This window comes from Amorphus sp. MBR-141, from assembly GCF_053628695.1.
In genome coordinates, this window is the sequence record NZ_JBRJGW010000009.1 from 73,703 (window position 1) to 99,668 (window position 25,966).

Annotated in this window: 25 protein-coding genes; 16 read left to right on the forward strand and 9 right to left on the reverse strand. The window is 69.1% G+C overall.

The annotated features are described in order from the left end of the window. Positions 1-103 precede the first annotated feature (103 nt). The 8 genes from ACSSVZ_RS13770 (at position 104) to ACSSVZ_RS13805 (ending at position 5,971) form a co-directional block, all read left to right on the forward strand. Positions 104-460 (forward strand): hypothetical protein, encoded by a 357-nt coding sequence (locus ACSSVZ_RS13770; RefSeq protein ID WP_453970869.1) that lies wholly within the window; start codon positions 104-106, stop codon positions 458-460. 208 nt (positions 461-668) lie between these two features. Beyond that, entirely contained in the window at positions 669-1,820 is a 1,152-nt protein-coding gene (locus tag ACSSVZ_RS13775; RefSeq protein ID WP_453970871.1) for a PQQ-dependent sugar dehydrogenase, read from the forward strand. A gap of 153 nt (positions 1,821-1,973) precedes the next feature. Beyond that, positions 1,974-3,674: a dihydroxy-acid dehydratase gene (ilvD, locus tag ACSSVZ_RS13780; protein ID WP_453970872.1), complete on the forward strand. Its 1,701-nt coding sequence runs from the start codon at positions 1,974-1,976 to the stop codon at positions 3,672-3,674. Positions 3,675-3,753: 79 nt separating this feature from the next. Next, on the forward strand, positions 3,754-3,993 hold the full coding sequence (locus ACSSVZ_RS13785) for a type II toxin-antitoxin system RelE family toxin (protein ID WP_453970873.1): 240 nt from the start codon (positions 3,754-3,756) through the stop codon (positions 3,991-3,993). Between the two features lie 12 nt (positions 3,994-4,005). Beyond that, positions 4,006-4,389, forward strand: coding sequence for a helix-turn-helix domain-containing protein (locus ACSSVZ_RS13790; RefSeq protein WP_453970875.1), 384 nt, complete (start codon positions 4,006-4,008; stop codon positions 4,387-4,389). A 97-nt stretch (positions 4,390-4,486) separates the two neighbouring features. Continuing rightward, positions 4,487-4,783: a nucleotidyltransferase family protein gene (locus ACSSVZ_RS13795; RefSeq protein WP_453970877.1), complete on the forward strand. Its 297-nt coding sequence runs from the start codon at positions 4,487-4,489 to the stop codon at positions 4,781-4,783. 106 nt (positions 4,784-4,889) lie between these two features. Further along, positions 4,890-5,102, forward strand: coding sequence for a HepT-like ribonuclease domain-containing protein (locus ACSSVZ_RS13800; RefSeq protein WP_453971068.1), 213 nt, complete (start codon positions 4,890-4,892; stop codon positions 5,100-5,102). A gap of 128 nt (positions 5,103-5,230) precedes the next feature. After that, complete coding sequence (locus tag ACSSVZ_RS13805) at positions 5,231-5,971, forward strand: SDR family NAD(P)-dependent oxidoreductase (protein WP_453970879.1); 741 nt, start codon at positions 5,231-5,233, stop codon at positions 5,969-5,971. Between the two features lie 137 nt (positions 5,972-6,108). On the opposite strand, the gene ACSSVZ_RS13810 is transcribed toward ACSSVZ_RS13805, so the two are convergent. The 7 genes from ACSSVZ_RS13810 to ACSSVZ_RS13840 form a co-directional block, all read right to left on the reverse strand. Next, a complete protein-coding gene (locus ACSSVZ_RS13810) occupies positions 6,109-6,741 on the reverse strand; it encodes an invasion associated locus B family protein (protein WP_453970881.1) in 633 nt (210 codons plus the stop codon). Between the two features lie 483 nt (positions 6,742-7,224). Beyond that, positions 7,225-8,529 (reverse strand): TRAP transporter large permease, encoded by a 1,305-nt coding sequence (locus ACSSVZ_RS13815; protein WP_453970883.1) that lies wholly within the window; start codon positions 8,527-8,529, stop codon positions 7,225-7,227. Continuing rightward, complete coding sequence (locus ACSSVZ_RS13820) at positions 8,526-9,047, reverse strand: TRAP transporter small permease (protein ID WP_453970885.1); 522 nt, start codon at positions 9,045-9,047, stop codon at positions 8,526-8,528. The genes ACSSVZ_RS13815 and ACSSVZ_RS13820 overlap by 4 nt, the downstream gene beginning before the upstream one ends. 84 nt (positions 9,048-9,131) lie before the next feature. Next, positions 9,132-10,253, reverse strand: a complete 1,122-nt coding sequence (locus ACSSVZ_RS13825) for a C4-dicarboxylate TRAP transporter substrate-binding protein (RefSeq protein WP_453970887.1) — start codon at positions 10,251-10,253, stop codon at positions 9,132-9,134. Between the two features lie 140 nt (positions 10,254-10,393). Next, positions 10,394-11,269, reverse strand: coding sequence for an amidohydrolase family protein (locus ACSSVZ_RS13830; RefSeq protein ID WP_453971070.1), 876 nt, complete (start codon positions 11,267-11,269; stop codon positions 10,394-10,396). Next, positions 11,269-11,745, reverse strand: coding sequence for a MarR family winged helix-turn-helix transcriptional regulator (locus ACSSVZ_RS13835; RefSeq protein ID WP_453970889.1), 477 nt, complete (start codon positions 11,743-11,745; stop codon positions 11,269-11,271). Before ACSSVZ_RS13835 ends, ACSSVZ_RS13830 begins: the two co-directional genes overlap by 1 nt. Next, positions 11,745-12,557, reverse strand: a complete 813-nt coding sequence (locus ACSSVZ_RS13840) for a crotonase/enoyl-CoA hydratase family protein (RefSeq protein WP_453970891.1) — start codon at positions 12,555-12,557, stop codon at positions 11,745-11,747. The genes ACSSVZ_RS13835 and ACSSVZ_RS13840 overlap by 1 nt, the downstream gene beginning before the upstream one ends. A 142-nt stretch (positions 12,558-12,699) precedes the next feature. Between ACSSVZ_RS13840 and ACSSVZ_RS13845 the strand changes: the two genes are divergently transcribed. The 5 genes from ACSSVZ_RS13845 (at position 12,700) to fghA (ending at position 19,337) form a co-directional block, all read left to right on the forward strand. Further along, on the forward strand, positions 12,700-14,559 hold the full coding sequence (locus ACSSVZ_RS13845; protein ID WP_453970892.1) for a feruloyl-CoA synthase: 1,860 nt from the start codon (positions 12,700-12,702) through the stop codon (positions 14,557-14,559). After that, entirely contained in the window at positions 14,556-15,317 is a 762-nt protein-coding gene (locus ACSSVZ_RS13850; RefSeq protein ID WP_453970894.1) for an SDR family NAD(P)-dependent oxidoreductase, read from the forward strand. The genes ACSSVZ_RS13845 and ACSSVZ_RS13850 overlap by 4 nt, the downstream gene beginning before the upstream one ends. 16 nt (positions 15,318-15,333) lie before the next feature. Continuing rightward, the gene (locus tag ACSSVZ_RS13855; RefSeq protein WP_453970896.1) at positions 15,334-17,043 is read left to right on the forward strand and encodes an acyl-CoA dehydrogenase family protein; all 1,710 of its coding nucleotides are present in this window, start codon (positions 15,334-15,336) and stop codon (positions 17,041-17,043) included. Positions 17,044-17,171: 128 nt separating this feature from the next. Next, positions 17,172-18,284: an S-(hydroxymethyl)glutathione dehydrogenase/class III alcohol dehydrogenase gene (locus tag ACSSVZ_RS13860; protein ID WP_453970897.1), complete on the forward strand. Its 1,113-nt coding sequence runs from the start codon at positions 17,172-17,174 to the stop codon at positions 18,282-18,284. A 207-nt stretch (positions 18,285-18,491) separates the two neighbouring features. Then, positions 18,492-19,337 (forward strand): S-formylglutathione hydrolase, encoded by an 846-nt coding sequence (gene fghA / locus ACSSVZ_RS13865; RefSeq protein ID WP_453970899.1) that lies wholly within the window; start codon positions 18,492-18,494, stop codon positions 19,335-19,337. A 32-nt stretch (positions 19,338-19,369) separates the two neighbouring features. On the opposite strand, the gene ACSSVZ_RS13870 is transcribed toward fghA, so the two are convergent. After that, positions 19,370-20,614: an MFS transporter gene (locus ACSSVZ_RS13870; RefSeq protein WP_453970901.1), complete on the reverse strand. Its 1,245-nt coding sequence runs from the start codon at positions 20,612-20,614 to the stop codon at positions 19,370-19,372. 174 nt (positions 20,615-20,788) lie between these two features. After that, the gene (locus ACSSVZ_RS13875; RefSeq protein ID WP_453970903.1) at positions 20,789-21,394 is read right to left on the reverse strand and encodes a TetR/AcrR family transcriptional regulator; all 606 of its coding nucleotides are present in this window, start codon (positions 21,392-21,394) and stop codon (positions 20,789-20,791) included. Positions 21,395-21,602: 208 nt separating this feature from the next. Here ACSSVZ_RS13875 and ACSSVZ_RS13880 point away from each other — a divergent pair, with 208 nt between their 5' ends. From ACSSVZ_RS13880 to ACSSVZ_RS13890, 3 genes are all read left to right on the forward strand, one after another. After that, a complete protein-coding gene (locus ACSSVZ_RS13880; protein ID WP_453970905.1) occupies positions 21,603-22,742 on the forward strand; it encodes an ABC transporter substrate-binding protein in 1,140 nt (379 codons plus the stop codon). Positions 22,743-22,942: 200 nt separating this feature from the next. After that, the gene (locus tag ACSSVZ_RS13885) at positions 22,943-24,793 is read left to right on the forward strand and encodes a feruloyl-CoA synthase (protein ID WP_453970907.1); all 1,851 of its coding nucleotides are present in this window, start codon (positions 22,943-22,945) and stop codon (positions 24,791-24,793) included. A 130-nt stretch (positions 24,794-24,923) separates the two neighbouring features. Next, the gene (locus tag ACSSVZ_RS13890; protein ID WP_453970908.1) at positions 24,924-25,964 is read left to right on the forward strand and encodes a branched-chain amino acid ABC transporter permease; all 1,041 of its coding nucleotides are present in this window, start codon (positions 24,924-24,926) and stop codon (positions 25,962-25,964) included. Positions 25,965-25,966: the final 2 nt, after the last annotated feature.

Genomic DNA, 25,966 nt, shown 5'->3' on the forward strand with positions numbered 1-25,966 from the left:
ACAAAGTTGCCTGCGCATTGTCCCGCCGCGCCCCAATCACCGTCCCATTGACCACCGACTGTCGGGTCATCGGTTTTGAGCCGCCCAACAACGGAGACACCCGATGGTCCGCCTTGCAGTCGCCAAGCGCCACGCACGCCGAATGCTCCGTCTCTCGGGGCGGGTGCAGACCCTCGTCATCGCGTCGGCGATGATCGTCGGCGTCTGTCTCCTGGCCACGGCCGGGATCGCCGAAGCCGCCCCCGCCGAGGCCGCCCACGCGGCGATCGCCGCCCGGTCCGTCGCCGCCTCCACGCCGGAGGCCGCCGCCGCGGCCACCGATCCGACCCTGCAGCGCATCGTTGCGGGCGGCGTCACCACCCTGCTGTTCGGCACCATGATCTCGGTGGTCGTGGTGTCCTGGCGCTCGTTCCGGGAGACGGTCGAGAGCGACCGGGAACGCCGCAAAGACGAGGCCTGATCCCCCCTGCCTGCCGACCGTGACCGGAAAAGCGGCTCCCCTTTTTCCGCGTTCCGTTCTATAGCATTCTCCGTCCGGACCGGCTCGGTCCGGACGATTGGGAAGCGCTCAACTGATTGACTCCGGAGCCATTTCCTGCCGATCCGGCCGCCGTCGCCCGATCGCGAACGGCTCCGGTCGCATTGGCGGAACCGCACGGGAGACAGCAATGGGGAAGGCGCGCCGCACCGTCGTCCGGATGATCGCCGCCGGGCTGGTGGCCATGGCCGCGCCTGCCTCCGCCCAGCAGCTCTTCGATTCGTGGGCCGAGCCGTTCGTCATCGAGCCGGTGGCCACCGGACTCGCCTTTCCCTGGGGCATGGCGTTCCTGCCGGACGGGTCTTTCCTCGTCACCGAGCGCCCGGGCCGCCTCAACATCGTCGACCCCGATGACGGAAGCGTGGTTCCGGTGGCCGGGGTGCCGGAGGTGTACACCGACGGCCAGGGCGGCCTGCTCGACGTCATCGTCGATCCCGCCTTCGCCACCACCGGCCGCATCTACTTCACCTTCGCCGAACCCGGCGACGACGGCACCGCGGGCACCGCCGCCGCCAGCGCGCGGCTGGTGCTGGACGACGGCGCGCCCCGCCTGGAAGACGTCGACGTGATCTTCCGCCAGGACCCGAAGGTGACGGGCGGCGAGAGCTTCGGCTCGCGCATCGTGATGGGCGACGACGGCAACCTGTTCGTCACCCTCGGCGAGCGCAATCATCCCGAACTCGCCCAGGATCCCTCCAACCATCTCGGCTCCGTCGTGCGCGTGCGCCCGGCCGGCGGCGCTCCCAGGGACAACCCGTTCATCGGCCGGACCGACACCCGGCCGGAGATCTGGTCGTATGGCCACAGCAACGTCCAGGGGGCCGATCTCGATCCGGCCAGCGGCGCGCTGTGGACCATCGAGCACGACGGCACCGGCGGCGACGAGGTGAACCACACCCGCGCCGGACGCAACTACGGCTGGCCGCGCGTCTCCTACGGCGTCTCCGCCTCCGGCTCGGACGCCGATCCCACCGCCACCACGCCCGGCCTCGAGCCCGCGGTCTACGGCTGGAACCCGTCGATCGCGCCGACCGGGCTCGCCTTCTACGACGGCGACCTGTTTCCCAACTGGCGCGGCAACCTGTTCGTCGGCTCGCTCACCGCCCAGGCCCTCGTCCGCCTGGAACTCCGCGACGGCGCCATCGTCCGCGAGGAGCGGCTGATCCAGGGCGAGCTCGGCAGCATCCGCGACGTCTCGGTCGGCCCGGATGGCGCGATCTACCTGCTCACCGACCGTCCGAGCGGCGGCGTGTTCCGGCTGGTGCCGCCGCCAAAGGGCTGACGGCTTCGGTCCGCGGTCCGGACGAACGGCCGCGACCGGACCGCGCGTGCGAGATCACCGGCGCGGGGGCAAGAAATTCTCGCAAGCCCGCTCCCCACGCCGGTTGTAATTGATCTATGTTTCCGCCGCTCGAACACAGGCGGGAGATTCTTCATGAAGCGGATGCGGTCGGACGTCACGAAGCAGGGGCTCGACAGAACGCCCCACCGGGCCTTCATGCGTGCCATGGGCCTCGACGACGACGCGATCGCCAAGCCGATGGTCGGCATCGTCTCCATGAAGGGCGAGCAGACCCCCTGCAACATGACGCATGCCTTCCAGGTCGAGGCCGCCAGCGCCGGCGTCGAGGAGGCCGGCGGCACGCCGCGCGAGTTCTCCACCATCACCGTCTCCGACGGCGTCGGCATGAACCACGAGGGCATGAAGTTCTCCCTCGTCTCCCGCGAGATCATCGCCGACTCCATCGAGGCCGTCGTGCAGGGCCACGCCTACGACGCGCTGATCGGCTTCGGCGGCTGCGACAAGACGCTGCCCGGCGTGATGATGGGCATCGTCCGCTGCAACGTGCCGGGCATCTTCATCTTCGGCGGCGCCGCCCTTCCCGGCCGCTTCGACGGCAAGGACGTCAGCGTGCTCGACGCCTACGAGGCCGTCGGCGCGGTGCAGACCGGCCGCATGAGCGAGGCCGACCTCGCCCGGCTGGAGCGCGCCTGCAAGCCCACCATCGGCGCCTGCGCCGGCCAGTTCACCGCCAACACCATGGCGATGGTCTCCGAAGCGCTCGGCCTCTCCTTCCCCAACGTGTCGATGGTGCCGGGCGTCTATTCCGAGCGCGCCCAGCTCGCCCGCCAGGCCGGCCGGCTGGTCATGGAAATGCTGGAGCGCGGCGGACCGCTGCCGCGCGACATCATCTCCCGCACCTCGCTGGAGAACGCCGCGGCGATCGTGGCGGCGACCGGCGGCTCCACCAACGCCGCGCTGCACCTGCCGGCGATCGCCAACGAGGCCGGCATCGCCTTCGACCTCGACGACGTCGACCGGGTGTTCGCCCGCACCCCGCTGATCGGCGACCTGCGCCCGGGCGGCCGCTTCCACGCCAAGGACGTCTACGAGATCGGCGGCACCGCGGTGATCATCCGCGCCCTCATCGAGAGCGGCCACATCGACGGCTCTCCCCTCACCGTCACCGGCAAGTCGCTGGCCGAGACCTACGGCTCCGCCCGGGCCCCGGACGGCCAGGTGGTCCGGTCGCCCGCCACGCCGATCAGCCCCGATGGCGGCCTCGCCGTGCTGAAGGGCTCGCTCGCCCCCGACGGCGCCGTCCTCAAGGTCGCCGGAATGACCAAGCTGGTGTTCGAGGGCACCGCCCGGGTGTTCGAGAGCGAGGACGACTGCGCGAAGGCCGTCGGCGCGCGCCAGTACGAGGAGGGCGACGTCCTCATCATCCGCAACGAGGGGCCGGTGGGCGGGCCCGGCATGCGCGAGATGCTGGGCGTCACCGCCCTCATCTACGGCCAGGAGATGGGCGAGAAGGTCGCGCTGATCACCGACGGCCGCTTCTCCGGCGCCACCCGCGGCATGTGCATCGGCTACGTCTGCCCGGAGGCCGCCACCGGCGGGCCGCTGGGGCTCGTGGAGACCGGCGACCGCATCCTCATCGACGCCACCCGCCACAAGCTGGACCTTTTGATCGACGACGCCGAGATGGAGCGCCGCCGCGCCGCCTGGACGCCCCGCACGCCGTTCCACAGCGCCGGCGCGCTCGGCAAGTACGCCAAGCTCGTCGGCCAGGCCAACCACGGCGCCGTCACCCACGACGGCCCCGCCGCCTGGCCCGACCTGACGGCCGAATGAGGACTCACCGGGTCTGCCTCTGACCCCAAGTCAGCGATATTCTGGATTGCATTTTTATCGCAATTCGCGATATTAAGGCATGAAGACGGTCCGCTATACGGCAGCCGCCATCAAGGCTTTGAGAACGCACCGTTCGGAGGCGGTGCGCATTCGCGCGAAGATCGCGCGCTACGCCGAAACCGGTGCGGGCGACGTCAAGGCACTTGCAGGAAGCAGCTACACTCGTCTTCGGATCGGTGACTACCGGGCAATTCTGTCGGAAGGCGAAGCTGAAATCCTGGTTGTCAGGATCGGCCACCGCGGCGATGTCTATGAATAGGGCAACAGGGTCATGACCGATTACCCCACCATCATCACCCCCGGAGGAGAGGAACTTGTCCTTGTACCGCGGGCCGATTTCGAAGCACTGATCGCGGAGCGCAACGAGGACGCGCGGGACGTCGCCTTCGCTGATGCCATCGTTGCCGGTGTCCGGAATGGCGAAATCGCGACCCTCTCCGAAGCCGAAGCCGATATTCTGCTCGCGGCGCCAACCGCATTGTCCGGCTGGCGCAAGATCCGTGGCCTGACACAGATGTCGCTCTCCACGGACGCCGGCATCAGCCAGAATTATCTATCTGAGCTCGAGCGAGGGAAACGGGCCGGCACCACCGATGTGCTTGCCAGGCTCGCTCGGGTTCTCCGCGTCCGGATCGACGATCTGATCGATGAGTAGGAAGGTCGCGCCCCATGCCCCTCAGGCGCGCTGGCAAAGCTCAAAGCCCCGCCATGCGCGCGTGGAAAGCGGCCGTTCGATGATCTAGAATAAGACCATGACCAGAGCGGACATCATCGCGAGCCTGAGGCGCAATGCCGATGCCGTGCGCGGCATGGGCGCAACGGCGCTCTATCTCTACGGGTCTGCCGCCCGCGATCAGGCCGGCGCGGCGAGCGACCTCGATCTGTTCATCGATTACGATCCGGACAGCCGCTTCAACGCCTTCGATCTGGTCGGCATCAAACTCTTTCTGGAAGAGCGGCTTCAGATGCCCGTCGACATCACGACGCGCGACGGCCTCCATCCGCGCCTGCGCGCCCGGATCGAGCAATCGGCGACGCCCATCTTCTGATGGCCCGTGAATTCCGCCATGCCCTCGACGACATGCGGGCGGCGATCGACGGGATCAAGGCAGCATCGCGGGCAAGACGGTCGAGGACTACCGGGCCGATTGGCTCCTGAAGCATGGCGTTCAGCGCGGCATCGAGATTATTTCCGAAGCGAGCCGCGCCCTGCCCGACGAGGTGACGGGCCTGCGCCCAGAAATCCCTTGGCCCCAGGTCCGCGGCATCGGCAACGTGCTCCGCCACGACTATCACGGCCTTTCCGATACGATCATATGGGGCGTCGTCGTCGACGAACTCCCTCCTTTGCGCGACGCCATTGCCTGACTGCAGGACCCGTTTGGATGAGAGCAGCCTCGTCCGATTTCCGCTCGTTCCGAACTTCGCCTACACGGCCGGAGTGAAATTCGGATACATCGACCCGACCGCGAAGGTTTGAAAGAAGGCCCCTCCCCATGCTCCCCAAGCGCGCCCTGATCACCGCCTCTGCCTCCGGCATCGGCGCCGCGACCGCGCGGGCGCTGGCGGGCGAGGGATACGAGGTGGTGGTCTCCGACATCGACGTGGCGGCCGGCGAGGTGGTGGCGGCGGAGATCGGCGGCCGCTTCGTGCGCTGCGACCTTGCCAACGCCGACGACATCGAGGCGCTGGTGGCCGCGGCCGGCCCCGTCTCGGTGCTGGTCAACAACGGCGGCATCTCCGGTCCGACGGCGCCGGTGCCCGACATCACTCCCGACGAGTGGAATCTGACCTTCGCGGTCAACGTCACCGCCATGTTCCTGGCCTGCCGGCTGGTGGTGCCGCAGATGACGGCGGACGGCGGCGGCACCATCGTCAACCTCTCCTCCGTCGCCGGCAAGATCGGCTATCCGAACCGCTCGCCCTACGCGGCCTCGAAGTGGGCCGTGCTCGGCTTCACCGCCTCGCTCGCCCGCGAGGTCGCCACCGCCGGGATCCGCGTCAACGCGATCCTGCCGGCCTCGGTGCGCGGGCCGCGCATCCAGTCGGTGATCGAGGCCTATGCGGAGAAGAACGGGCTCAGCGTCGCAGAGGCCGAGGCACACTATCTGGCACGGCAGGCGACGAAGGCCTTCGTCGAGCCGGAGGAAGTGGCGCGCACCATCGTCTTTCTCGCCTCCGACGCTGCGCGCTCCATCAACGGCGCCTTCCTGCCGGTGGACGGCGGGTTCGACTGAGCAGAGAGGCTCAAGAGAGTGATCCCGGAGCCATCTCGGACCGGTCAGGTGTGACCACCTGACCGGAAAAGGCTCAAGGCATTGATTTTGGAGCCATTTCTTATCGGTCAGGTGATTCGACCTGACCGGAAAAGGCTCTAGCGGACCTTGCCGTAGACCTCGGTGAAGCCTTCCAGCGACATCGGCACGGTGAGCTGCTGGCGGTTGATCGATTCGATGATGATGTTCAGCTTCAGGCCCTTGAACATCGCCTCCAGCAGCGCGTTGGAGATCGGCCCGCGCGTGTAGCAGCCCTGCTGGTCACAGGTCTGGAAGTCGAGCTTCTGGGCGTTGCGGCCGTCGATATCGATGCGGACGCCGGCCGGCAGGAACATCTGCAGCGGCGTGCGGATGGACAGCATCGGCTGGCGCGATTCGCCCGGCACGGCGATGGTGACCAGCAGCAGCAGCTGGCCGGTCTCGGTGACGACGGCGCGCTGCTCGAGCTGGCAGTCGAGCGCCGCGTCGCGGGTGGCGGCGGCGCAACGCGCCGACCACGGCGGCGGCCCGGAGTTGGTGGGCGAGGCGGTGACCGCGGCATCGGGGGCCGTCTGTTCCGGCTGAGCCGGCTGGGCCGGCTGCTCCTGGGCGGCCGCCGGCAGCGCGGCGAGCCCGAGGCTCAGGACCGACGCCAGCGCCAGCGCCAGCACCAGCAGCCGACGCGCCCGAAGGCCCGCTTCGCGCCGCGTGCCCGCCGGCCGCCGCTCATCCCACTCGCCGTCGATCGCCATGCCCTGTCCCTCGCGCTGACCTCGGAAACCCTGCCGTCCCGGTCGATCTCGACCCGAACGGAAGATGGTCTAGAGCATTTTTCGGCGGCGGGGAAATCCTGACATTTCCGGGCAACTTGCGCTGCGCCGATCGGCCGCGGGTCCCGCCGGGCGGCCGCACCGGCGCCCGGCCGACGGCCTGCATGGCGGCAAACCGTCGCCGCACGCATCGGCGGAAAAGCCGCCCGCCCGGGCGCAAGGGGGATGGTCCGGGCGGGCGTGGCGGGAGGAGGAGCATCCCGCCAGGGTCGGTCATCGGCGCCGGTGAGGGAAAGCGCCGCAGACCGAAGGTGACCACCGAAGCCACAACCTTAAAGTGATTCTCGCATTCGTCAAAGCCGATGTTGCGGCCGCTCCGCCGTCCTCCACAGGCGGCTGCACGGGCCCGCCCCGCAGGGCTTCAACCGGGGCGAGCGGCCCCTGCCCGTGCTCCTGCGCCGCACGTCACCCCATCAGGCGGGGGAAGAAGAGCACCAGCCCCGGCCAGGCGATGGCGATCGCTACCACCACAACGTCGACCACCAGGAACGGGATCACGCCGCGGAAGATCTCCACCACGCTGGCGTGCTCGGAGGCGACGCTGCGGATGACGAACACGTTCAGCCCCACCGGCGGCGTAATCATGCCGATCTCGAGCAGCTTCACCACCAGCACGCCGAACCAGATCAGGTCGATGTGCTGGGCCTCGAACACCGGCAGCAGCACCGGCAGCGTCACCAGCAGCGCCCCGAACGGCTCCATGAACATGCCGAGCGCCAGGTAGATCAGCACCACGACGATCATCAGTTGCACGTAGCCGATGTCGGCGCTGCCGACCGCCTGGGAGAGGAAGCCGGACAGTCCGCTGACGCCGAGGAAGCGGGTGAACATCGCCGCGCCGAAGGCGATGACAAACAGCGACGCCGCGGTGGTCAGGGTCTCGATCAGCGACGCCTTCAGCGCGGCCCAGCTGAGCTTTCCGGTGACCGCCGAGATGACGATCGCGCCGAGGGCGCCGACGGCGCCGGCCTCGGTGGCGGTGAAGAGGCCGGAGAACATGCCGCCGAACACCAGCGCGATCAGCACCAGCACCGGCCAGATCCGCAGCAGCGCCTCCCCTGCGCCAGGCCCGTCCGGGTCCACCGGACGGCGCGGCACGATGTCGGGGCGGAGCCAGCACAGCAGCAGCACCACGATCGAATAGGCGACCGCGGTCATCAGCCCCATGGTGATGCCGCCGACGAACACCCTGGTGATCGACGTCTCCGCGAACACGCCGTAGACGATCATCAGGATCGACGGCGGGATCAGCGCGCCGATGGTGCCGCCGGCGGCGATCGAGCCGCAGGCGAAGCTCGGCTTGTAGCCGGCCCGCACCATCTCCGGGATGGCGATGCGCCCCATGGCGGCGGCGCACGCGAGGCTGGAGCCGCACACCGCCGCAAAGCCCGAACAGGCGAAGATCGACGAGATGGCCAGCGCGCCGGGGATCTTGCGCAGCACCGCCTTCGCCGCCTCGAACAGCCCCGTCGTCAGGCCGGCGTGGAAGGCCACGAAGCCCATCAGCAGGAACATCGGCACGGCCGACAGCGTCCAGCTGGCGACGAACGAATAGGGCGTCGACGAGAGGATGCCGAAGGCCGGGCTCCAGCCCAGCATCGCCGCCATGCCGCCGAACGAGACGAGGATCAGCGCCAGCGCCACCGGCAGCCGCAACAGCAGCAGCAGGATCAGCGCACCGATGCCGTAGAGCCCGATCTCGATGCTCATGGCTCGAACACCTCCTGCGCCCGCGTGTCGGTCTCACCGCTCGCCAGCGCGACGGCGCGGAACAGCGTCACCAGCACCGCCAGCGCGAAGCCGAGCGGCGGCAGGAAGTAGGTCGGCCACGTCAGCACGGCGACCTCGAGCGCCGTCACGAAGGTGCCGGTCGCGAAATTCTTCAGGGCGACGAGCCAGGTGGTGTAGGCGAGCCCGGCATAGATGACGGCGGACACCAGCGAGACGGCCACGTCCGACCAGCGCCGCACGCCCGGCGACAGCAGGAAGTCGATCGCCTCGACGCTGACCATGCCGCCGCGGCGCTCCAGCCAGGCGATCGGCAGGAAGGCGAGCAGCACCATGTAGTACTGGGAGACGATCTCGACGGTGGCGGGAATGGGCGCGCCGAAGAGATTGCGGGAGACCACCTCCGCGCAGATGTGAAGCATCATCGCCAGCGCGCCGAGAGAGGCGAGCACGGCGGTCAGGTTCATCGCGCGGTTGGTCAGGTCGGCGAGCGCCTTCATCGCGGCGATCCTTGGGCCTGCGTCACGGTCGGGAGGACGAGCCCGGAAAGCACCGGCACGGCACTGCCGCGCCGGTGCATCCGATCAAAGTCCGTACGTGGAGAAGTCGACCTTGCCCCAGATCTCCGCCTGGGTGGCCTCGGCGATCTTCGCCGGGTCGTTGCCGGCGTCGTCGACGATCTTCGTCCACTTGTCGACCAGATCGAGGAAGCGGTGCACCCGCTCATCGGCGTCCTGCAGGCCGAACTGGTCGCGCGAGCGGTCGATGGCGTTCTGCACGTCCGCTTCGCCGAAGGCGTTGGAGGCATCGACGAGCGCCTGGTCCGGCTCGACGAAGGCGATGTCGGCCTTCTTGGCCGCGTCGATCGCCTCCTTCGGCATGTCGGCGCCCCAGCGCTGGGTGAAGTCGACGTTGGCGCGGTTGGCCGCCCGGGCCAGCGCCTCGCGCTCCTCCACGCTCAGGCTCTGCCAGGCCGCCTCGCCGACGGTGAAGTCGGAGGTGGCGTGGTAGGTGCCGATCTGCATGACGGCGACGTTGCTGACCAGGTCGATCAGCCGGAACGACAGCAGGTCGGCCACCGACGCGATCGAGCCGTCGATGGTGCCCTGGGAGAGCGACTCGAAGGTGTCCGTCACCGGCACGCTGACCGGAACGGCGCCGAAGTGCTCCGCCCAGCGCGAGAACGGCGCGCCGCCGCTCCTCAGCCGCAGGCCCTTCAGGTCGTCGACCGACTTCACCGGCGTCTTGGTGAGGATCGTGTAGACGTCGGAGGAGCCGGAGCCGAGATAGACCATGCCGAACGACTTCAGCTCGTCCTGGCAGGTGTCGCAGGTGACCATGTACTCGGTCATCGCCGCGGCCATCGCCTGGGGCGACCGGCCGGAAAGGGCGAGTTCGCCGGCGAGCGCCATGTTCGGCAGATCGGCGGGGAAGTAGAGCGGCAGCAGGTTGCCGACCTCGACGAGCTGGCTCTGCAGCGCGTCCTTCATCTGGCCGAGGCTCGCCACCTCCGGACCGAGCACGACGGCGGTCAGCGCGCCGTTCGATTCCTCCGGCAGGTACTGCTTGAGCTTCTGGTAGAGGTGGCTGTTGGAGGGGTGCGCCGGCGGAGCGCCGGGCGCGATGCGCAGTTCGCGGGCCTCGCCGGCCGTGCTCGCTGCAATCAGGCAGGCCGCGGCCGCGGCCGCAACGACGAACGTCTTCATGGATAGTCCTCCCTTGGTTGCCTCAATGACCGCCTCCAACCGGGATCTTTCCGTCCCGTACGCCGCAGGCGGCCGCGTGGATTCAGGTCGCGACGTCCGGACCGCGGCGTCGCTGCCGCGTCCGGCGGTCCCGCCGGGTGTCAGATCGCCAGAAGCTTGCGCGCGTTGTCCTTCAGGATCAGCGGGCGCACCTCGTCCTTGATGGCGATCTTTTCGAAGTCCGACAGCCACCGGTCCGGCGTGATCGCCGGCCAGTCGGAGCCGAACAGCATCTTGTGCTTGAGCAACGAATTTGCGTACTGGACGAGGATCGGCGGGAAGTATTTCGGCGACCAGCCGGACAGGTCGATGTAGACGTTCGGCTTGTGGGTCGCCACCGACAGCGCTTCCTCCTGCCAGGGGAAGGACGGGTGCGCCAGGATGATCTTCAGGTCGGGAAAATCGACCGCCACGTCGTCGAGGTGCATCGGATTGGAATACTTGAGCCGCATGCCCATGCCGCCGCGCATGCCCGCGCCCACGCCGGTCTGACCGGTGTGAAACAGCGTGATCGCGCCCTCCTCCTCGATCGCCTCGTAGAGCGGATAGGCGGCGCGGTCGTTGGGGAAGAAGCCCTGCTGGGTCGGGTGGAACTTGAAGCCGCGCACGCCGAACTCGCGCACCAGCCGGCGCGCCTCGCGCGCCCCCGCCCGGCCCTTCGCCGGATCGATGGAGGCGAACGGGATCATGATGTCGGCGTTCTCCGCCGCGATCGTCGCCACCTCCTCGTTGGAATAGCGCCGGAAGCCGGTCTCGCGCTCGCTGTCGACGGGAAAGATCACGCAGCCGATCCTGCGCGCGCGGTAGTGGTCGGCGGTTTCCTGGACGGTCGGCAGCATGCCGTCGACGCCGGCCGGATTCTTGAAGTACTTGGCCATGCCGGCCTGGAACTCGTCGTAGCCGTCGTCGCGCGGCCCGCAGCACGGCTCCTCGGCGTGGGTGTGGATGTCGATGGCGATGAGGTCGTCGACGTTCATCATGCCTCGCTTTCCGAAAGTCCGAGCAGCTTCTGGAGGAGATGGACGAGCTCGTCGCGGTCCTTGCCGGTCAGGCCGGCCGGCACCGCGTGGTCGAAGGCATGCAGCGCCTCGGCCCGCTCGCCGACGAACGCCTGGCCCTTCCGGGTGAGGGACAGCTCGACCACGCGGCGGTCCTCGTCGGGAATGCGCCGGGCGACCAGCCCCTGGTCCTCCAGCCCGCGGATGACCTTTGTGATGTGCGCCCGCTTGATCATCAGCTTGGAGGCGAGCACGCCCTGGCGGATGCCGGGATTGTGGCCGATCACCACCAGGACGGAGAACTCGCCGGGCCGCATGCCGTACGGACCGAGCGCCTCGAAATAGTCCTCGAACACGCGCAGCTGGGCGAGCCGCATGAGGAAGCCGAGCGACTCCCGCAGATCACCCAGGTCGACGTCGCCCGCAGACGTCTCGCGTTCGAGGGTGGCGGCCATCAGGCGTCTCCCTGGGGCACATCGAGCCGCTTGGCGCGCTTCTCCAGGAAGGCACGCAGGCGCTCTTCGGCCTCGGGGCTCGTCGCGGTGAAGGCCGAGATGAACGATTCCACGAACAGGCCGTCCTCCTTCGCCATGTCCTGGATTCGCGGCAGCGCGTGGATGACGGCGTAGTTCGACAGCTCGGCGTTGGTGGCCGCCCTGGCCGCCAGCTCGATCGCCTTGTCGAGCGCGGCGCCCTTGTCCACGACGTAGCTCGCCAGGTTCCAGCGCTCCGCGTCCGCGGCGGGAACGACGCGGCCGGTCAGCATCATGTCGGCCATGCGGGCGGCTCCCGTCAGCCGGGCGACGCGCACCGACCCGCCGCCGCCGACGAAGATGCCGCGCTGGCCCTCGGGCAGCGCGAAGAAGGCGCTCTGGTCGGCGACGCGGATGTGGGTCGATGCCGCCAGCTCGAGGCCGCCGCCGACGACGGCGCCGTGCAGGGCGGAGATCCACGGGATCACGCCATGCTCCATCTGTCCGAAGACGGCGTGCCAGCGGCGCGAACCCTTCACCCCTTCGATCGGCGACTTCTTGACGTGCTCGGCAAGATCGAGGCCGGCGCAGAAATGATCGCCGTGGCCATAGATGACGGCCGCCTTGGCGTCGGTCTCGGCGCGCCCGACGGCCACCGCGATCGCCTCGATGAAGCGGTCGCTGATCGCGTTGCGCTTGTCCGGGCGGTTCAGCCCGACCAGGGCAACATCCCCCCGGACCTCATAGGTCACGAGCGCTTCGTCGGCCGCGTCTTCCGCTTGTCGTGCCTGCATTCGGCCTGGTCCTCCCGGCGATCCCGGACACTTTTCTGCCCATGGATAATCTACAAAATTTTTGTTTCCTAGTAGACAATGTCAGGCGTTCCAGTCAAGTATCCCCGCAAAACAACCCCTGCAAAAACGCGTGGAGGAGACGATGGCAAAACCCGGGCTGCGGGACGTCAAGCTGTGGTCCCCACAGATCGAATGGACGGAGCGCGACGACGGCTCGATGCTCGTCTGGCGCACCGATCCCCTGGGGCCGCGTCCCGACAAGATGAACGAGCGGCTGGTCCACTGGGCCGAGACCGATCCCGACCGCACCTGGATGGCGGAGCGCGGCGACGACGGCGCCTGGATCCGGATCTCCTACGGCGCGTGCCTGGCCCGTGTGCGCGCCATCGGCCAGAAGCTCCTCGACCTCGGCCTGTCGGTGGACCGACCGCTGCTGATCCTGTCGGAAAACAGCCTCGACCATGCCCTGATGGCGCTCGGCGCCCAGCATGTCGGCATCGCCTCGGCGGCGATCTCCAGCGCCTATTCGCTGGTCTCCACCGACCACGGCAAGCTGCGCGAGATCGTCGAGCGGATGACGCCGGGCATGATCTTCGTGGCCGACGGCCTGCGCTTCGAGCGCGCCATCGCCGCCACCGTCGACCCGTCGGTGCAGGTCGCGGTGTCGCGGGCGCCGATCCCGGGCCGCGGCTGCCTGATGCTCGACGACATCCTCGCCACCGTCCCCACCGACGCCGTCGACCGGGCCTTCGAGGCCGTCGGACCCGACACCATCGCCAAATTCCTGTTCACCTCCGGCACCACCGGCTCGCCGAAGGCGGTGATCCAGACCCAGCAGATGCTCACCTCCAACCAGGAGATGGTCGCCGACTGCTACGCCTACATGCGCGACGAGCCGCCGGTCGTGGTCGACTGGGCGCCGTGGAACCACACCGCCGCCGGCAACAAGGTCTTCAACCTGACCGTCTACAACGGCGGCACCTATTATATCGACGGCGGCAAGCCGAGCCCGAAGATGATCGGCGAGACCATCCGCAACCTGCGCGAGATCTCGCCCACCTGGTATTTCAACGTGCCGGCCGGCTACGAGATGCTGGTCGACGCCATGGAGCGCGACGACGCGCTCAGAACCAACTTCTTCGCCAACCTCAAGCTGATGATGTACGCCGGCGCCGGCATGGCCCAGCACACCTGGGACCGGCTGCAGCAGCTCGCGGTGGACACCATCGGTCACCGGGTGCTGCTGGCCACCGGCCTCGGGGCGACGGAGACCGGTCCGTTCGCGCTGAAGTGCTCCGAGGAGCAGGAGCGCGCCGGCAACGTCGGCATCCCGGCCCAGGGCGTGGTCCTCAAGCTGGTGCCCGACCAGGACAAGCTGGAGGCCCGGCTGAAGGGCCCGAACATCACCCCCGGCTACTGGCGCGATCCCGAACACACGGCGGAGGCGTTCGACGAGGAAGGCTTCTACAAGCTCGGCGACGCGCTCCGGTTCGCCGTGCCCGGCCACCCGGAAAGGGGCTTCTTCTTCGACGGCCGGCTGGCGGAGAACTTCAAGCTGGAGACCGGCACCTGGGTCGCCGTCGGGGCGCTTCGGGCGAAGCTCGTCAACGACCTCGACGGGCTGGTCCGCGATGCCGTCATCGCCGGCGAGGACCAGCGCGAGCTCGGCGCCCTGCTGGTCCCCTACCTGCCGAAGCTGCGCAGCCTGCTCGACGGCGGCGACGCGCTCTCCGATGCCGAGGTCCTGGCCCATGACACCGTCCGCACGGCGATCGCCGAACGCCTCGGCGCCCATGCGGCGCAGGCGACCGGATCGGCGACCCGGGTCATGCGGGCGCTGCTGATGACCGAAGAACCCTCCCTCGACCGCGGCGAGATCACCGACAAGGGGTCGATCAACCAGCGCGCCGTTCTGCGCCATCGCGGCGACCTTGTGGCCGCGCTTTATGCCGATGGCGATCCGCGCGTCATCCGTGCGCAAAAGCCGGAGAAGCAGGCATGAAAATCGAAAAGAACGCAGCGGTCGTAACGGGCGGCGGCTCCGGACTGGGCGAGGCGACGGCCCGCGCGCTGGCGGCGCGCGGGGCGCGCGTCGCGGTGCTCGACCGCGCACCCGACAGTGCGCAGCGCGTGGCGGACGACATCGGTGGGATCGCGATCGCCTGCGACGTCACCGACCCTGTGCGCGCAGGCGAAGCGCTCGACGAGGCGGCAGCCGCACACGGCGGTGCGCGCATCCTGGTCAACTGCGCCGGCGTCGGCGTCGCCGGCCGCATCCTCGGACGCGACGGGCCGACGCCGCTGGAGGATTTCGCCCAGGTCATCCAGATCAACCTGATCGGCACCTTCAACATGATGCGGCTGGCGGCGGCCCGGATGGCCGAGCTGGAGCCGCTGGACGATGGCAGCCGCGGCGCCATCGTCAACACCGCCTCTGTCGCCGCCACCGACGGCCAGATCGGTCAGTCGGCCTATGCGGCCTCCAAGGGCGGCATCGTCTCTCTGGCGCTGCCGGCCGCCCGCGAATTCGCCCGCATCGGCGTGCGGGTGAACACCATCGCGCCGGGCATCTTCTACACGCCGCTCCTCTATAACATCCCCGAGGAGGCGCGCGGCCGGCTGGCCGAAGGCATCCCGTTCCCGAACCGGCTCGGCGAGCCGTCGGAGTTCGCCGACGCGGTGCTGTTCGCCATTGAGAACGCCTACCTGAACGCCGAGGTCATCCGTCTCGACGGCGCCATCCGCCTGCCCCCGAAATAATCAGCCGGCTAACGACATGAGCGTCTTCACCGACCCCCGCGACCATCCCGTCCGCGTGGCGGCGCTGCTGGCCGCCACGCCCGGCTGGCAGCGCCTCGGCGAAATCGCCGACGTCCCGGACGGGGAGACGGTGGCAGCCCTGGTGGCGGAATCGGCGAAGATCGCCGAAAGCGTCGTCGCGCCGCTCAACGTCCCAGCCGATCGCACCGGCTGCCGGATCGCCGACGGCCGGGTGGTCACGCCCGAGGGCTATCGCACCGCCTACCGGGCCGTCGGGGCGGCCGGGATGCTGGGCCTGGAGATCGACGAGGCACACGGCGGACAGGGCCTGCCGATCGCACTGCAGGCGGCCTGCGGCCCGTTCTTCGAGGGCGCCTGCCCGGCCTTCATGATGCTCGCCGGCTCCAGCCGCGCCGCCGCGCACCTGCTGGCGGCCGTCGCCGACGAGACTCTCGCCGACACCTGGATTTCGCGCCTCGTCAGCGGCGAATGGGGCGCCACGATCTGCATCTCCGAGCCCGACGCCGGCTCCGACGTCGGCCGCATCCGCACCCGCGCGGTGGAGGAAAGCGACGGCAGCTGGCGCGTCACCGGCCAGAAGATCTGGATCTCGTTCGGCGATCACGACGTGACCGATCGCATCGGCCACTGCCTGCTGGCGCGCACCGGCGACGGCGTCGGCACGCGCGGCCTCAGCCTGTTCCTGGTTCCCGACACCCTCGACGACGGCAGCCGCAACGGCGTCGGCGTGTCGCGCATCGAGGAGAAGCTGGGCCTGCACGGCTCGCCCACCTGCGCCGTCGGCTTCGACGGCGCCCGCGGCATCCTGCTCGGCGAAGCCGGCCGCGGCCTGCCCCAGCTGTTCGCGATGATCGAGCAGATGCGGCTGCTGACCGCCTGCCAGGGGCTGGGCGTCGCGGTGCGGGTCACCGACGTTGCCTTCGCCTATGCGAAGGAGCGCCGCCAGGGCGGGCCGGCGGACGGCAAGCCGGTCGCCATCGTCGAGCACGCCGACGTCCGCCGCCAGCTCCTCGCCATGGACGCCCGCACCGAGATCCTGCGCGCCGCGATCCTGGAACTCGGCGCCTCCATGGATCTCGCCCGGCGCGAGACCGACGAGGACGCGCGCGCCGATGCGGCGGCGTTCGTCGCGTGGGCCCTGCCGATGGCCAAGACCTTCGGGGCGGAGACCGGGTTCGACCTTTCGAGCGCCGCCATCCAGGTGCTGGGCGGCGCCGGCTACACGAGGGAGTGGCCGGTGGAGCAGGCGCTGCGCGACACCCGCGTGCTGGCGATCTACGAGGGCACCTCCGGCATCCAGGCGATCGACTTCCTGATGCGCCGGCTGTGGCGGGAGAAAGGGCGCGGGCTCGCCGTGTTCCTGAGCCGCGCCGCCGCCGAGATCGCGACCTGCCGCGCCATCGACGCCGACGCGGCGGCCGCCGCCGAGCGCGTTGTCTCCGGGTTCGAGCGGCTGTCGTCGACGATGATGGGCCTGGAGGACGACCCGCGCCAGGGCGAGGCCGGCGCACTCGCCTACCTGAAGGCCGGCTGGTGCGCGGTTTCGGCCTGGATGGCGGCACGCCTGATCGTCGCCGGCACGGACGACCCGCGGCTCGCCGCGCTGCCGGCGCTCGCGCGCTTCCGCCTGTACGGGCTGGAGGGCGAAGCGGCGCTGGCCGTCCACGAGGCCGGACTGCCGCGCTCGCTCGTCGACCCCGTCTGAGACGCTCCCACCCGGCCGGCCATCGATTGACATGCGGGGGGCCTCGCATGACAAAGTCGCCAGCCAAATGAATCCGCCGCAGACGCCTGCGTCGCGGCGCATCGGACCTGAACGAGAGGGAGACGCACGTGCAGACGAAGGCAGCAATCGCTTGGAAGGCCGGTGAGCCGCTCGCCATCGAGACGGTGGACCTCGACGGACCGAAGGCCGGCGAAGTGCTGGTCGAGATCGTGGCGACGGGCGTCTGCCATACCGATGCCTACACCCTCTCGGGCGCGGACTCCGAAGGCCTGTTCCCGTCGATCCTCGGCCACGAGGGCGCCGGCATCGTGCGCGAGGTGGGCGAAGGCGTGACCAGCGTGAAGCCGGGCGACCATGTGATCCCGCTCTACACGCCCGAATGCCGCGAGTGCAAAACCTGCCTCTCGCAGCGCTCCAACCTGTGCACCTCGATCCGCTCCACCCAGGGCAAGGGCCTGATGCCGGACGGCACCAGCCGGTTCTCCATGGGCGGCAAGGATCTGTTCCACTACATGGGCTGCTCGACCTTCTCGAACTTCACGGTGATGCCGGAGATCGCGGTGGCGAAGGTGCGCGAGGACGCGCCGTTCGACAAGATCTGCTACATCGGCTGCGGCGTGACCACCGGCATCGGCGCGGTGATCTACACCGCCAAGGTGTGGCCCGGCGCCAACGTGGTCGTGTTCGGCCTCGGCGGCATCGGCCTGAACGTGATCCAGGGCGCCCGCATGGTCGGCGCCGACAAGATCATCGGCGTCGACATCAATCCGGGCAAGCGCGCGATGGCCGAGAAGTTCGGCATGACCGACTTCATCAATCCCGACGAGGTGGGCCGTGACCATGTCGTGCAGGCGATCGTCGACCTCACCGGCGGCGGTGCCGACTTCTCCTTCGACGCAACCGGCAACACCCACGTGATGCGTCAGGCACTGGAGTGCTGCCACCGCGGCTGGGGCGAATCGATCATCATCGGCGTCGCGGAAGCCGGCAAGGAGATCTCCACCCGGCCGTTCCAGCTGGTCACCGGCCGGGTCTGGAAGGGCACCGCCTTCGGCGGCGCTCGCGGCCGGACCGACGTTCCGAAGATCGTCGACTGGTACATGGAGGGCAAGATCAACATCGACGACCTGATCACCCACACCATGCCGCTGGAAGAGATCAACCACGCCTTCGAGCTGATGCACGAGGGCAAGTCGATCCGCTCGGTGATTCAATACTGATCGCTCACGCGCGTTCGCTGCGCTGACCGCTCCGCGGGGGCGGCCTGACCGGCCGGCGCGCGGTCGCGCGCTGGCTTCGCAAATCCCCAGAAATGGGGGCTCCGGTTTCCCGTTCGGGATTGCGGCCTGAAAAGTTCAGACTGACCCCGCAGTTCCGCGGGCGTCAGCCCGCCGCCGGCGTGAACAAAAACTGACAAGGACGATGCCATGACCCTCGAGACGCTCTCCAGCGCCCGCGCCTTCGGCGGCACCCAGCTCGTCTGCAAGCACGCGTCATCGGAGACCGGCACCGACATGCGGTTCGCGGTCTACCTGCCGCCGGCGGCCGAGGTCGGGCCGGTTCCGGTGGTGTGGTTCCTGGCAGGCCTCACCTGCACCGAGGAGAACTTCACCACCAAGGCCGGCGCCCAGCGGGTGGCCTCGAAATACGGCATCGCGCTGGTGGCTCCCGACACCAGCCCGCGGGGCGAGGGCGTCCCCGACGATCCGGAGGGGGCCTACGACTTCGGGCTGGGCGCCGGCTTCTACGTCGACGCCACCGTGGAGCCGTTCGCGAAGAACTACCGGATGGCGAGCTACATCGAGAACGAGCTCCCGAAGGCGATCGGCGAGGCGCTGCCGGTGGACCTCTCCCGCCAGGGGATCATGGGCCACTCGATGGGCGGCCACGGCGCGCTGACGATCGCGCTGCGCAATCCGGCTCGCTTCAAGGCCGTCTCGGCGTTCGCGCCGATCGCTTCGCCGATCAACTGCCCGTGGGGCAACAAGGCGCTGCCGGGCTATCTGGGCGACGACCGCGACCTCTGGCGCCGCTACGACGCCTGCGCCCTGATCGAGGACGGACACCGGGTCGGCGACATCCTCGTCGACCAGGGGCTTGCCGACGGCTTCCTGGAGAGCCAGCTGAAGCCGGAGCTTCTGGAGGCGGCTTGCGCGAAGGCGGAGATCCCGCTGACGCTCCGGCGGCAGGAAGGCTACGACCACTCCTACTATTTCATCTCGACCTTCATCGAGGACCACCTCGACTGGCACGCGGAGCGCCTCGGACTGTGAGGCCGCTTCCGGTCGGCTGAGCGAGACCGGCGTCAGGCCGGCGCCAGCTTGCCGCTGCCCAGCCGGACCAGCAGGAAGGCGGCGATCGACATGTTGACCAGGTTCCAGGCGATCCCGTTCATGAAGGCGGGGCCGTAGGAATAGAACATGTCGAAGATCTCGCCCGACATCCAACCGCCCAGCGCCATCCCGGCGAGCGTCGCCGACAGCACGATGCCGATGCGCGCCGCCGCCTCCTTCGCCGGGAAGAAGGCGCGGACGATGAGCGCGTAGGTGGGCACCAGTCCGCCCTGGGCGAGCCCGAACAGCGCCGACACGAGATAGAGCGGCGCCAGTCCGTCGAAGGGCAGGAACAGGAACAGCGACAGCGATTGCGCGACGGAGCTGATCAGCAGGGTCGGCAAAGGACCGATGCGGTCGGCGACCACGCCGAAGACGAGCCGGCTCACGATCCCGGTGGCCAGCATCAGCGACAGCATCTGCACGCCGGCCTGGGCGCCGTAACCCAGCTGGGTGCACAGCGCGACGATGTGGACCTGGGGCATGGCCATCGCGATGCAGCACGAGAGCCCCGCCACCACCAGCATGCCCTGGATGACGCGCGGCGGCAGGTCGACGTCGGTCGGCAGCGCATTGGCCCGGCGCACGGCACGCGGCTGCGCGGCCGGCGGATCCGGGGCCTGGCGCCGCATGAACAGCGACAGCGGCAGGATGGTCGCGCAACAGACCACGCCGATGCCGACATAGGTCGCCCGCCAGCCCCAGCCGTCGACGCAGTACTGGATGACCGGCGGCCACAGCGCGCCGGCGAAATAGGTACCGCACGCGGCAATCGAGACGGCGATGCCGCGTCGGCGGACGAACCAGCGCGACACCTCGGCGATCATCGGCCCATAGACCGCGGAGCTGCCCATGCCGCCGATGAACAGGCCATGCACGGCGATGAACTGCCACAGGCTCGTCGACAGGCCGCCGAGCGTGTAGCCCACCAGCAGCGACACCGACCCGAACGCCAGCGTCCATACGACGCCGTAGCGGTCGGCGATGCGGCCCATGACGATGCCGCCGACCGCGAAGCCGGTCATCAGCGCCAGGTAGGGGAGCGAGGCGCCGCCCCGGCTGGCGCCGAACGCCGTCTCCACCGTCGGCAGCACGACGACGACCGACCAGAAGCCCACCCCACCGATCGTGGTGATCAGGGCGGAGACGATGAGCCGCGTCCACGCATAGGGGGAGTCGAGCCCGCTGGCGGACCGATCGGCCGCGATGGTGGTCATGGGTGCGCCTCGGAATGAAGACGGCGCCCGCGACGGACGCCGAGTGATCACTTTCGAAGCATATCAGGGCGCAGCTATGCACATAAGATGGGCAAATCCGCCTAAGCTGCCCGCTTGGCGCAACCCTCGATGGGGGCGCCTGAGCTCCAACGCGTCCTGAGGGCGGGGCAACGCTCAGCGGGAGGTCAGGAGATCCGCGCAGGCACGGGCGTTGGCGAGCCGCGCCTCGCGGTCCTGGCCGGTCTTGAGTAGCGCCTCGCCGAGCATGAACGACTGGGCGATCGCGACGCGCTCGGCGCGCTTGTCCTCGTCGAGGTCGAGCTCGGAGAGGAGTTCGCGGAAGAAGCCGGCCCGCAGGGCGTCGACGGTCTTCACCGTCTCGGCGGCCAGCGCATCCTGGCGGGCCCAGTTGCGGATGGCGAGTTCGATGTCGGCGCCGTGCTTGTCGGGACGGGACCGGGCCGGCAGCGACAACAGCCAGACCAGCCGGTCGCGGGCCGTCTGGCCCTCCGAGCGGGCCCAGCGGGTGATCTGCACGGTCGCCCAGTCGGTCCAGTGGTCGAGGATGCGCTCCAGAAGGTCCTGGCGGTTCTTGAAGTGCCAGTAGAAGCTCCCCTTGGTGACGTTGAGCTCACGCGCGATGACCTCGACGCGGACGTCGTCGACGTTGCCGTTCGCCAGGATGCGCAGGCCCGTGGCGACCCAGTCGCCGGCGCCCAGGCGGGCGCTGCCGCCGTCGGCATCGGCGGAAACTCTGTCAGTGGCGGGGGGCGGCGCCATCGGCGGATCCTGAACAATCGACGAGCACGACGATTACCATACGCCGCCGTATTGACAAAGGACAGCTTGTTGTAGACGTTCAAACTTCAAGAAGAGAAACGCTCTCCGCAGCGTCCACCAGCCCGGTGGCCGCCGATGACGGACGAGCGGCATCGACAAGCGCGATCCGCGGCCAAGCCCGAGCGATCGCCGTCACGGGGAGAGATACATGTATCTTCGCTTTGCAGTCGCAGGGCTCGCCGCCCTTGCCTTCACCGTCCCGGCCGCCGCCGAGATCAACGTCTGCGTGACCGTGTCCGCCACCGGACCGGCCGCCTCCCTCGGCGTGCCCGAGAACAACACCGTCGCGCTGCTGCCGAAGGAAATGTCCGGCGAAAGCGTCAACTACGTCGTCTTCGACGATGCCACCGATCCGACGGCTGCGGTCAAGAACGTCCGCAAGTGCATCGAGGAAGAAGACGCCGACGTGATCATCGGCTCCTCGGCGACGCCCGCCTCCATGGCGCTCGCCGGCATCGCGGCCGAGACCAAGACCCCGGTGATCCCGCTTTCGCCGGTCAAGCTTGAAGGCGACGGCGGCCACTGGGCCTTCCCGATGCCGCAGCCGAACGCCCAGATGGCAAGTGCACTGGTCGCGAACATGAAGGAAAAGGGCGTCAAGACGCTCGGCTTCCTCGGCTATGCCGACGCCTTCGGCGAGCAGTTCCTGAACGCCATGCAGGCCCAGCTGGAAGGCACCGACATCAAGCTCGGCCCGGTGGAGCGCTTCGCCCGCACCGACACCAGCGTCACCGGCCAGGTGCTGAAGCTCGTCTCCGCCAACCCGGACGCGATCCTCGTCGTGGCGTCGGGCACCCCGGCGGCCCTGCCGAACCTGACCTTCGCCGAGCGCGGCTACAAGGGCCAGATCTACCAGACCCACGGCGCGGCCAGTAAGGACTACCTGCGCGTCGCCGGGCCGTCGGCCGAGGGCACCATCCTGCCGGTCGGACCGGTGGTCGTGGCCGCGCAGCTGCCGGACTCCCACCCGTCGAAGAAGCTCGGCGTGACCTACACCGAGGAATACGAAGCGGCGAACGGCGCCGGCTCGCTGTCGTCCTTCGGCGGCCACATGTTCGACGCCGGCCAGGTGCTCTCCGCCGCCGTCGAGCAGGCGCTGGCCACCGGCGCCAAGCCGGGCACGCCCGAGTTCCGCGCCGCGCTGCGCGACGGGCTCGCCAACCTGCACGAGGTGGTCGGCGTCCATGGCGTGTTCAACACGACCGACGACCAGCACTACGGCCACGACGAGCGCAGCCGCGTGCTGGTCATCGTCGAGGACGGCAACTGGAAGTATCTGGGTCAGTAGGGAGTCAAGTCCGCCGGGTGGGATCATCCGGCGGACCTCCCCCTGGCCTGAGTTCCAGAGGGCGGCAACCCCACCTTTTCGCCGGATCGCATCCGACCCGCACTGGGGTTGCCCTGAACCTACGCGTTGAACGAACCGGTTGCCGGAGTGGGGTCGATCGAGCCCCCGCGCGGCAGCCGGATCATTTCCGGGGCCCGGACATGACCGCACATCAGGCTGATCTCAAGGCGCAGCCGGCGATGTTCGCCGAGCCGCTCGTCGATGTCGAACGCCGCAGCGATGGGACGATGGTCCTGCGCTCGCCGGTGTCCCTCCCGAGGCCGCCGCGCGCCGTCGGCGTCTGGCTGGAAAGCTGGGCCGCTCGCGATCCGGAGCGCGTCTTCCTGGCCGAACGGGCCACCTCGGCCGACCCCTGGCGGACCGTCAGCTATGCCGAGATGCGGGCCCGGACGCTGCGCGCCGCGACCTTCCTGCTGGGCCAGGGCCTATCGCCCGAGCGGCCGGTGGCGATCCTCAGCGAGAACGGCATCGACCATGCCGTCCTGGCGCTGGCCGCCATGGAGATCGGCGTGCCGGTCGCCACCATCTCCACCGCCTATTCGCTGATGTCCCAGGACCATCAGAAGCTGAAGGACATGGTGGCGCTGCTGCAGCCGGGCGTCATCTACGTCTCCGACGCCGCCACCTACGGCCCCGCCCTCGGGGCCCTGTCGGAGCTGACCGACGCGACGGTCGCGGCCAGCGCCGGCCACGGCGGCGACGTCGTTGCGTTCGACGCGCTGCTGGAAGAGATCGACGAGGACGCCGTCGGCCGCGCCAACGTGGCGGTCGGTCCAGACACCATCGCGCGCTTCCTGTTCACCTCCGGCTCGACGGGAACGCCCAAGGCGGTGATCACCACCCAGCGCATGCTCACCAGCAACCAGGAGGCCAAGGCGCTGACCTGGCCGTTCCTGGAGCACGAGCCGCCGGTCATCGTCGACTGGCTGCCGTGGAGCCACACCTTCGGCGCCAACCACAACTTCAACATGGTGCTGCGCAACGGCGGCTCCCTCTACATCGACCGCGGCAAGCCGGCCCCGGGCGGCATCGACGTGACCATCGCCAACATCAAGGACGTCCGGCCGACGCTGTGCTTCAACGTGCCGCGCGGCTTCGACATGCTGGCCGAGGCGATGCGCGCGGACGACACCCTGCGCACCACGTTCTTCGAGACGGTGAAGCTGATCTTCTATGCCGGCGCTGCCCTTCCGCAGAACGTCTGGCAAGCGCTCGAGGCCCTGTCGCTCGAGACCACCGGCGCGGTGACCCCGATGGTCGGTTCCTGGGGGACCACCGAGACGGCGCCGATGGCCACCGACTGCCACTTCCAGGCTTCGCGCTCCGGCAACATCGGCATTCCGGTGCCCGGCACCGAGATCAAGCTCGTTCCCAACGCCGGCAAGCTGGAGATCCGGGTGCGGGGACCGAACATCACCCCCGGCTACTGGAAGCAGGCCGATCTCACCCGCAAGGCGTTCGACGAGGAAGACTTCTACCTGACCGGCGACGCGGTGACGTTCGCCGACCCGGAGCAAGCCGGCGCCGGCCTGTTCTTCGACGGGCGCATCACCGAGGACTTCAAGCTGTCGTCCGGCACCTGGGTCTCCGTCGGCGACCTGCGCATCCGGGCGATCGCCGCGATGGATCCGATCGCCCAGGACATCGTCGTCGCCGGGCATGACCGCAACGCCGCCGGACTGCTGATCTTCCCGAACGTCGCCGCCTGCCGCCGTCTCGCCGGCCTCGACGACGATGCGCCGCTGGCCGAGGTTCTCGCCCACGCTGCCTTGCGCGCCCATGTGCGCGCCGGTCTCGCGAAGCTGAAGAGCGAAGGCGGCGGCAGCTCGCGCTATGCGACACGGGCCCGCCTGCTCGATCATCCGCCGATGGTCGACGCCGGCGAGATCACCGACAAGGGCTACATCAACCAGCGCGCCGTCCTTGCCCGGCGCGCGTCCGACGTCGACGCGCTCTACGGCGACGACCCGGAGGGCTACATTCCGCTGTAGCCCCGCCCCTCCACCGGCCCCCATGACCATGACCGACCGTCAGGCCCCGAACCGACCCAAGCCCACCGATCGCCGCCGCGCCCCGCGCGACGGCTGATCCCCTCTCCTGCAAACCGAGCGGCATCCTCCCTTGGACGGTACAATCGCCCTCTTCCTGATCCAGGACGGCCTCACCAACGGTGCGATCTACGCGCTGCTCGCGGTCGCCATGGTCCTCGTCTTCGCCGTCACCCGGGTCATCCTGGTTCCCCAGGGCGACTTCGTCACCTACGGCGGCCTGTCGCTCGCCGCGCTGGAGATGGGCCGGGTGCCCGGCTCCGCCGCGATGCTGGTGGCGCTGGCGGTGGGCGCCATGGCGATGGACCTGTTCGCCGCGCGGCGGGACCTGCGGCTGCGGCGGATCGGCGGCATCCTGCTGCGCACCATCGTGCCGGCGGGCATCATCGCGGGAGCCGTCGTCGTGCTCGCGCCGCTGAAACTCGGGCCGCTGGTCAGTATCCTCCTGAGCATCCTGCTCGTCGTGCCCATGGGGCCGTTCCTCTACCGGATCGCCTTCCAGCCGCTGGCGCGGGCCTCGGTGCTGGTGCTGCTGATCGCTTCGGTCGGCGCGCATCTGGCGCTGACCGGCATGGGGCTGGTGTTTTTCGGGGCGGAAGGCTACCGCACCGCGCCCCTGATCGACGCCAACTTCCAGATCGGGCCGCTGTTCGTGTCCGCCCAGAGCCTTCTCGTACTCGCCGCGACCTTCCTGCTGCTGGCCCTCTTGTCGGTTTTCTTCGGCCGCACGCTCATCGGCAAGGCGCTCCGGGCCTCCGCCATCAACCAGCGCGGCGCCCGCATCGTCGGCATTTCCACCGAGATGTCGGGAAAGATCGCCTTCGCCATGGCGGCGGCCATCGGCATCGTGTCGGCGATCCTGATCGCGCCGCTGACGACGCTCTACTACGACTCCGGCTTCCTGATCGGCCTGAAAGGCTTCGTCGCAGCGATCATCGGCGGGCTGTCGGCCTACGTGCCGGCCGTGGGCGCCGCTTTCCTGCTGGGCATCGTGGAATCCTTCTCCTCCTTCTGGGCGAGCGCCTTCAAGGAGGTGATCGTGTTCATGTCGATCCTTCCCTTCCTGCTGTGGCGGTCCTTCTTCATGCCGCCGCACGACGAGGAAGAGGAGTAGGC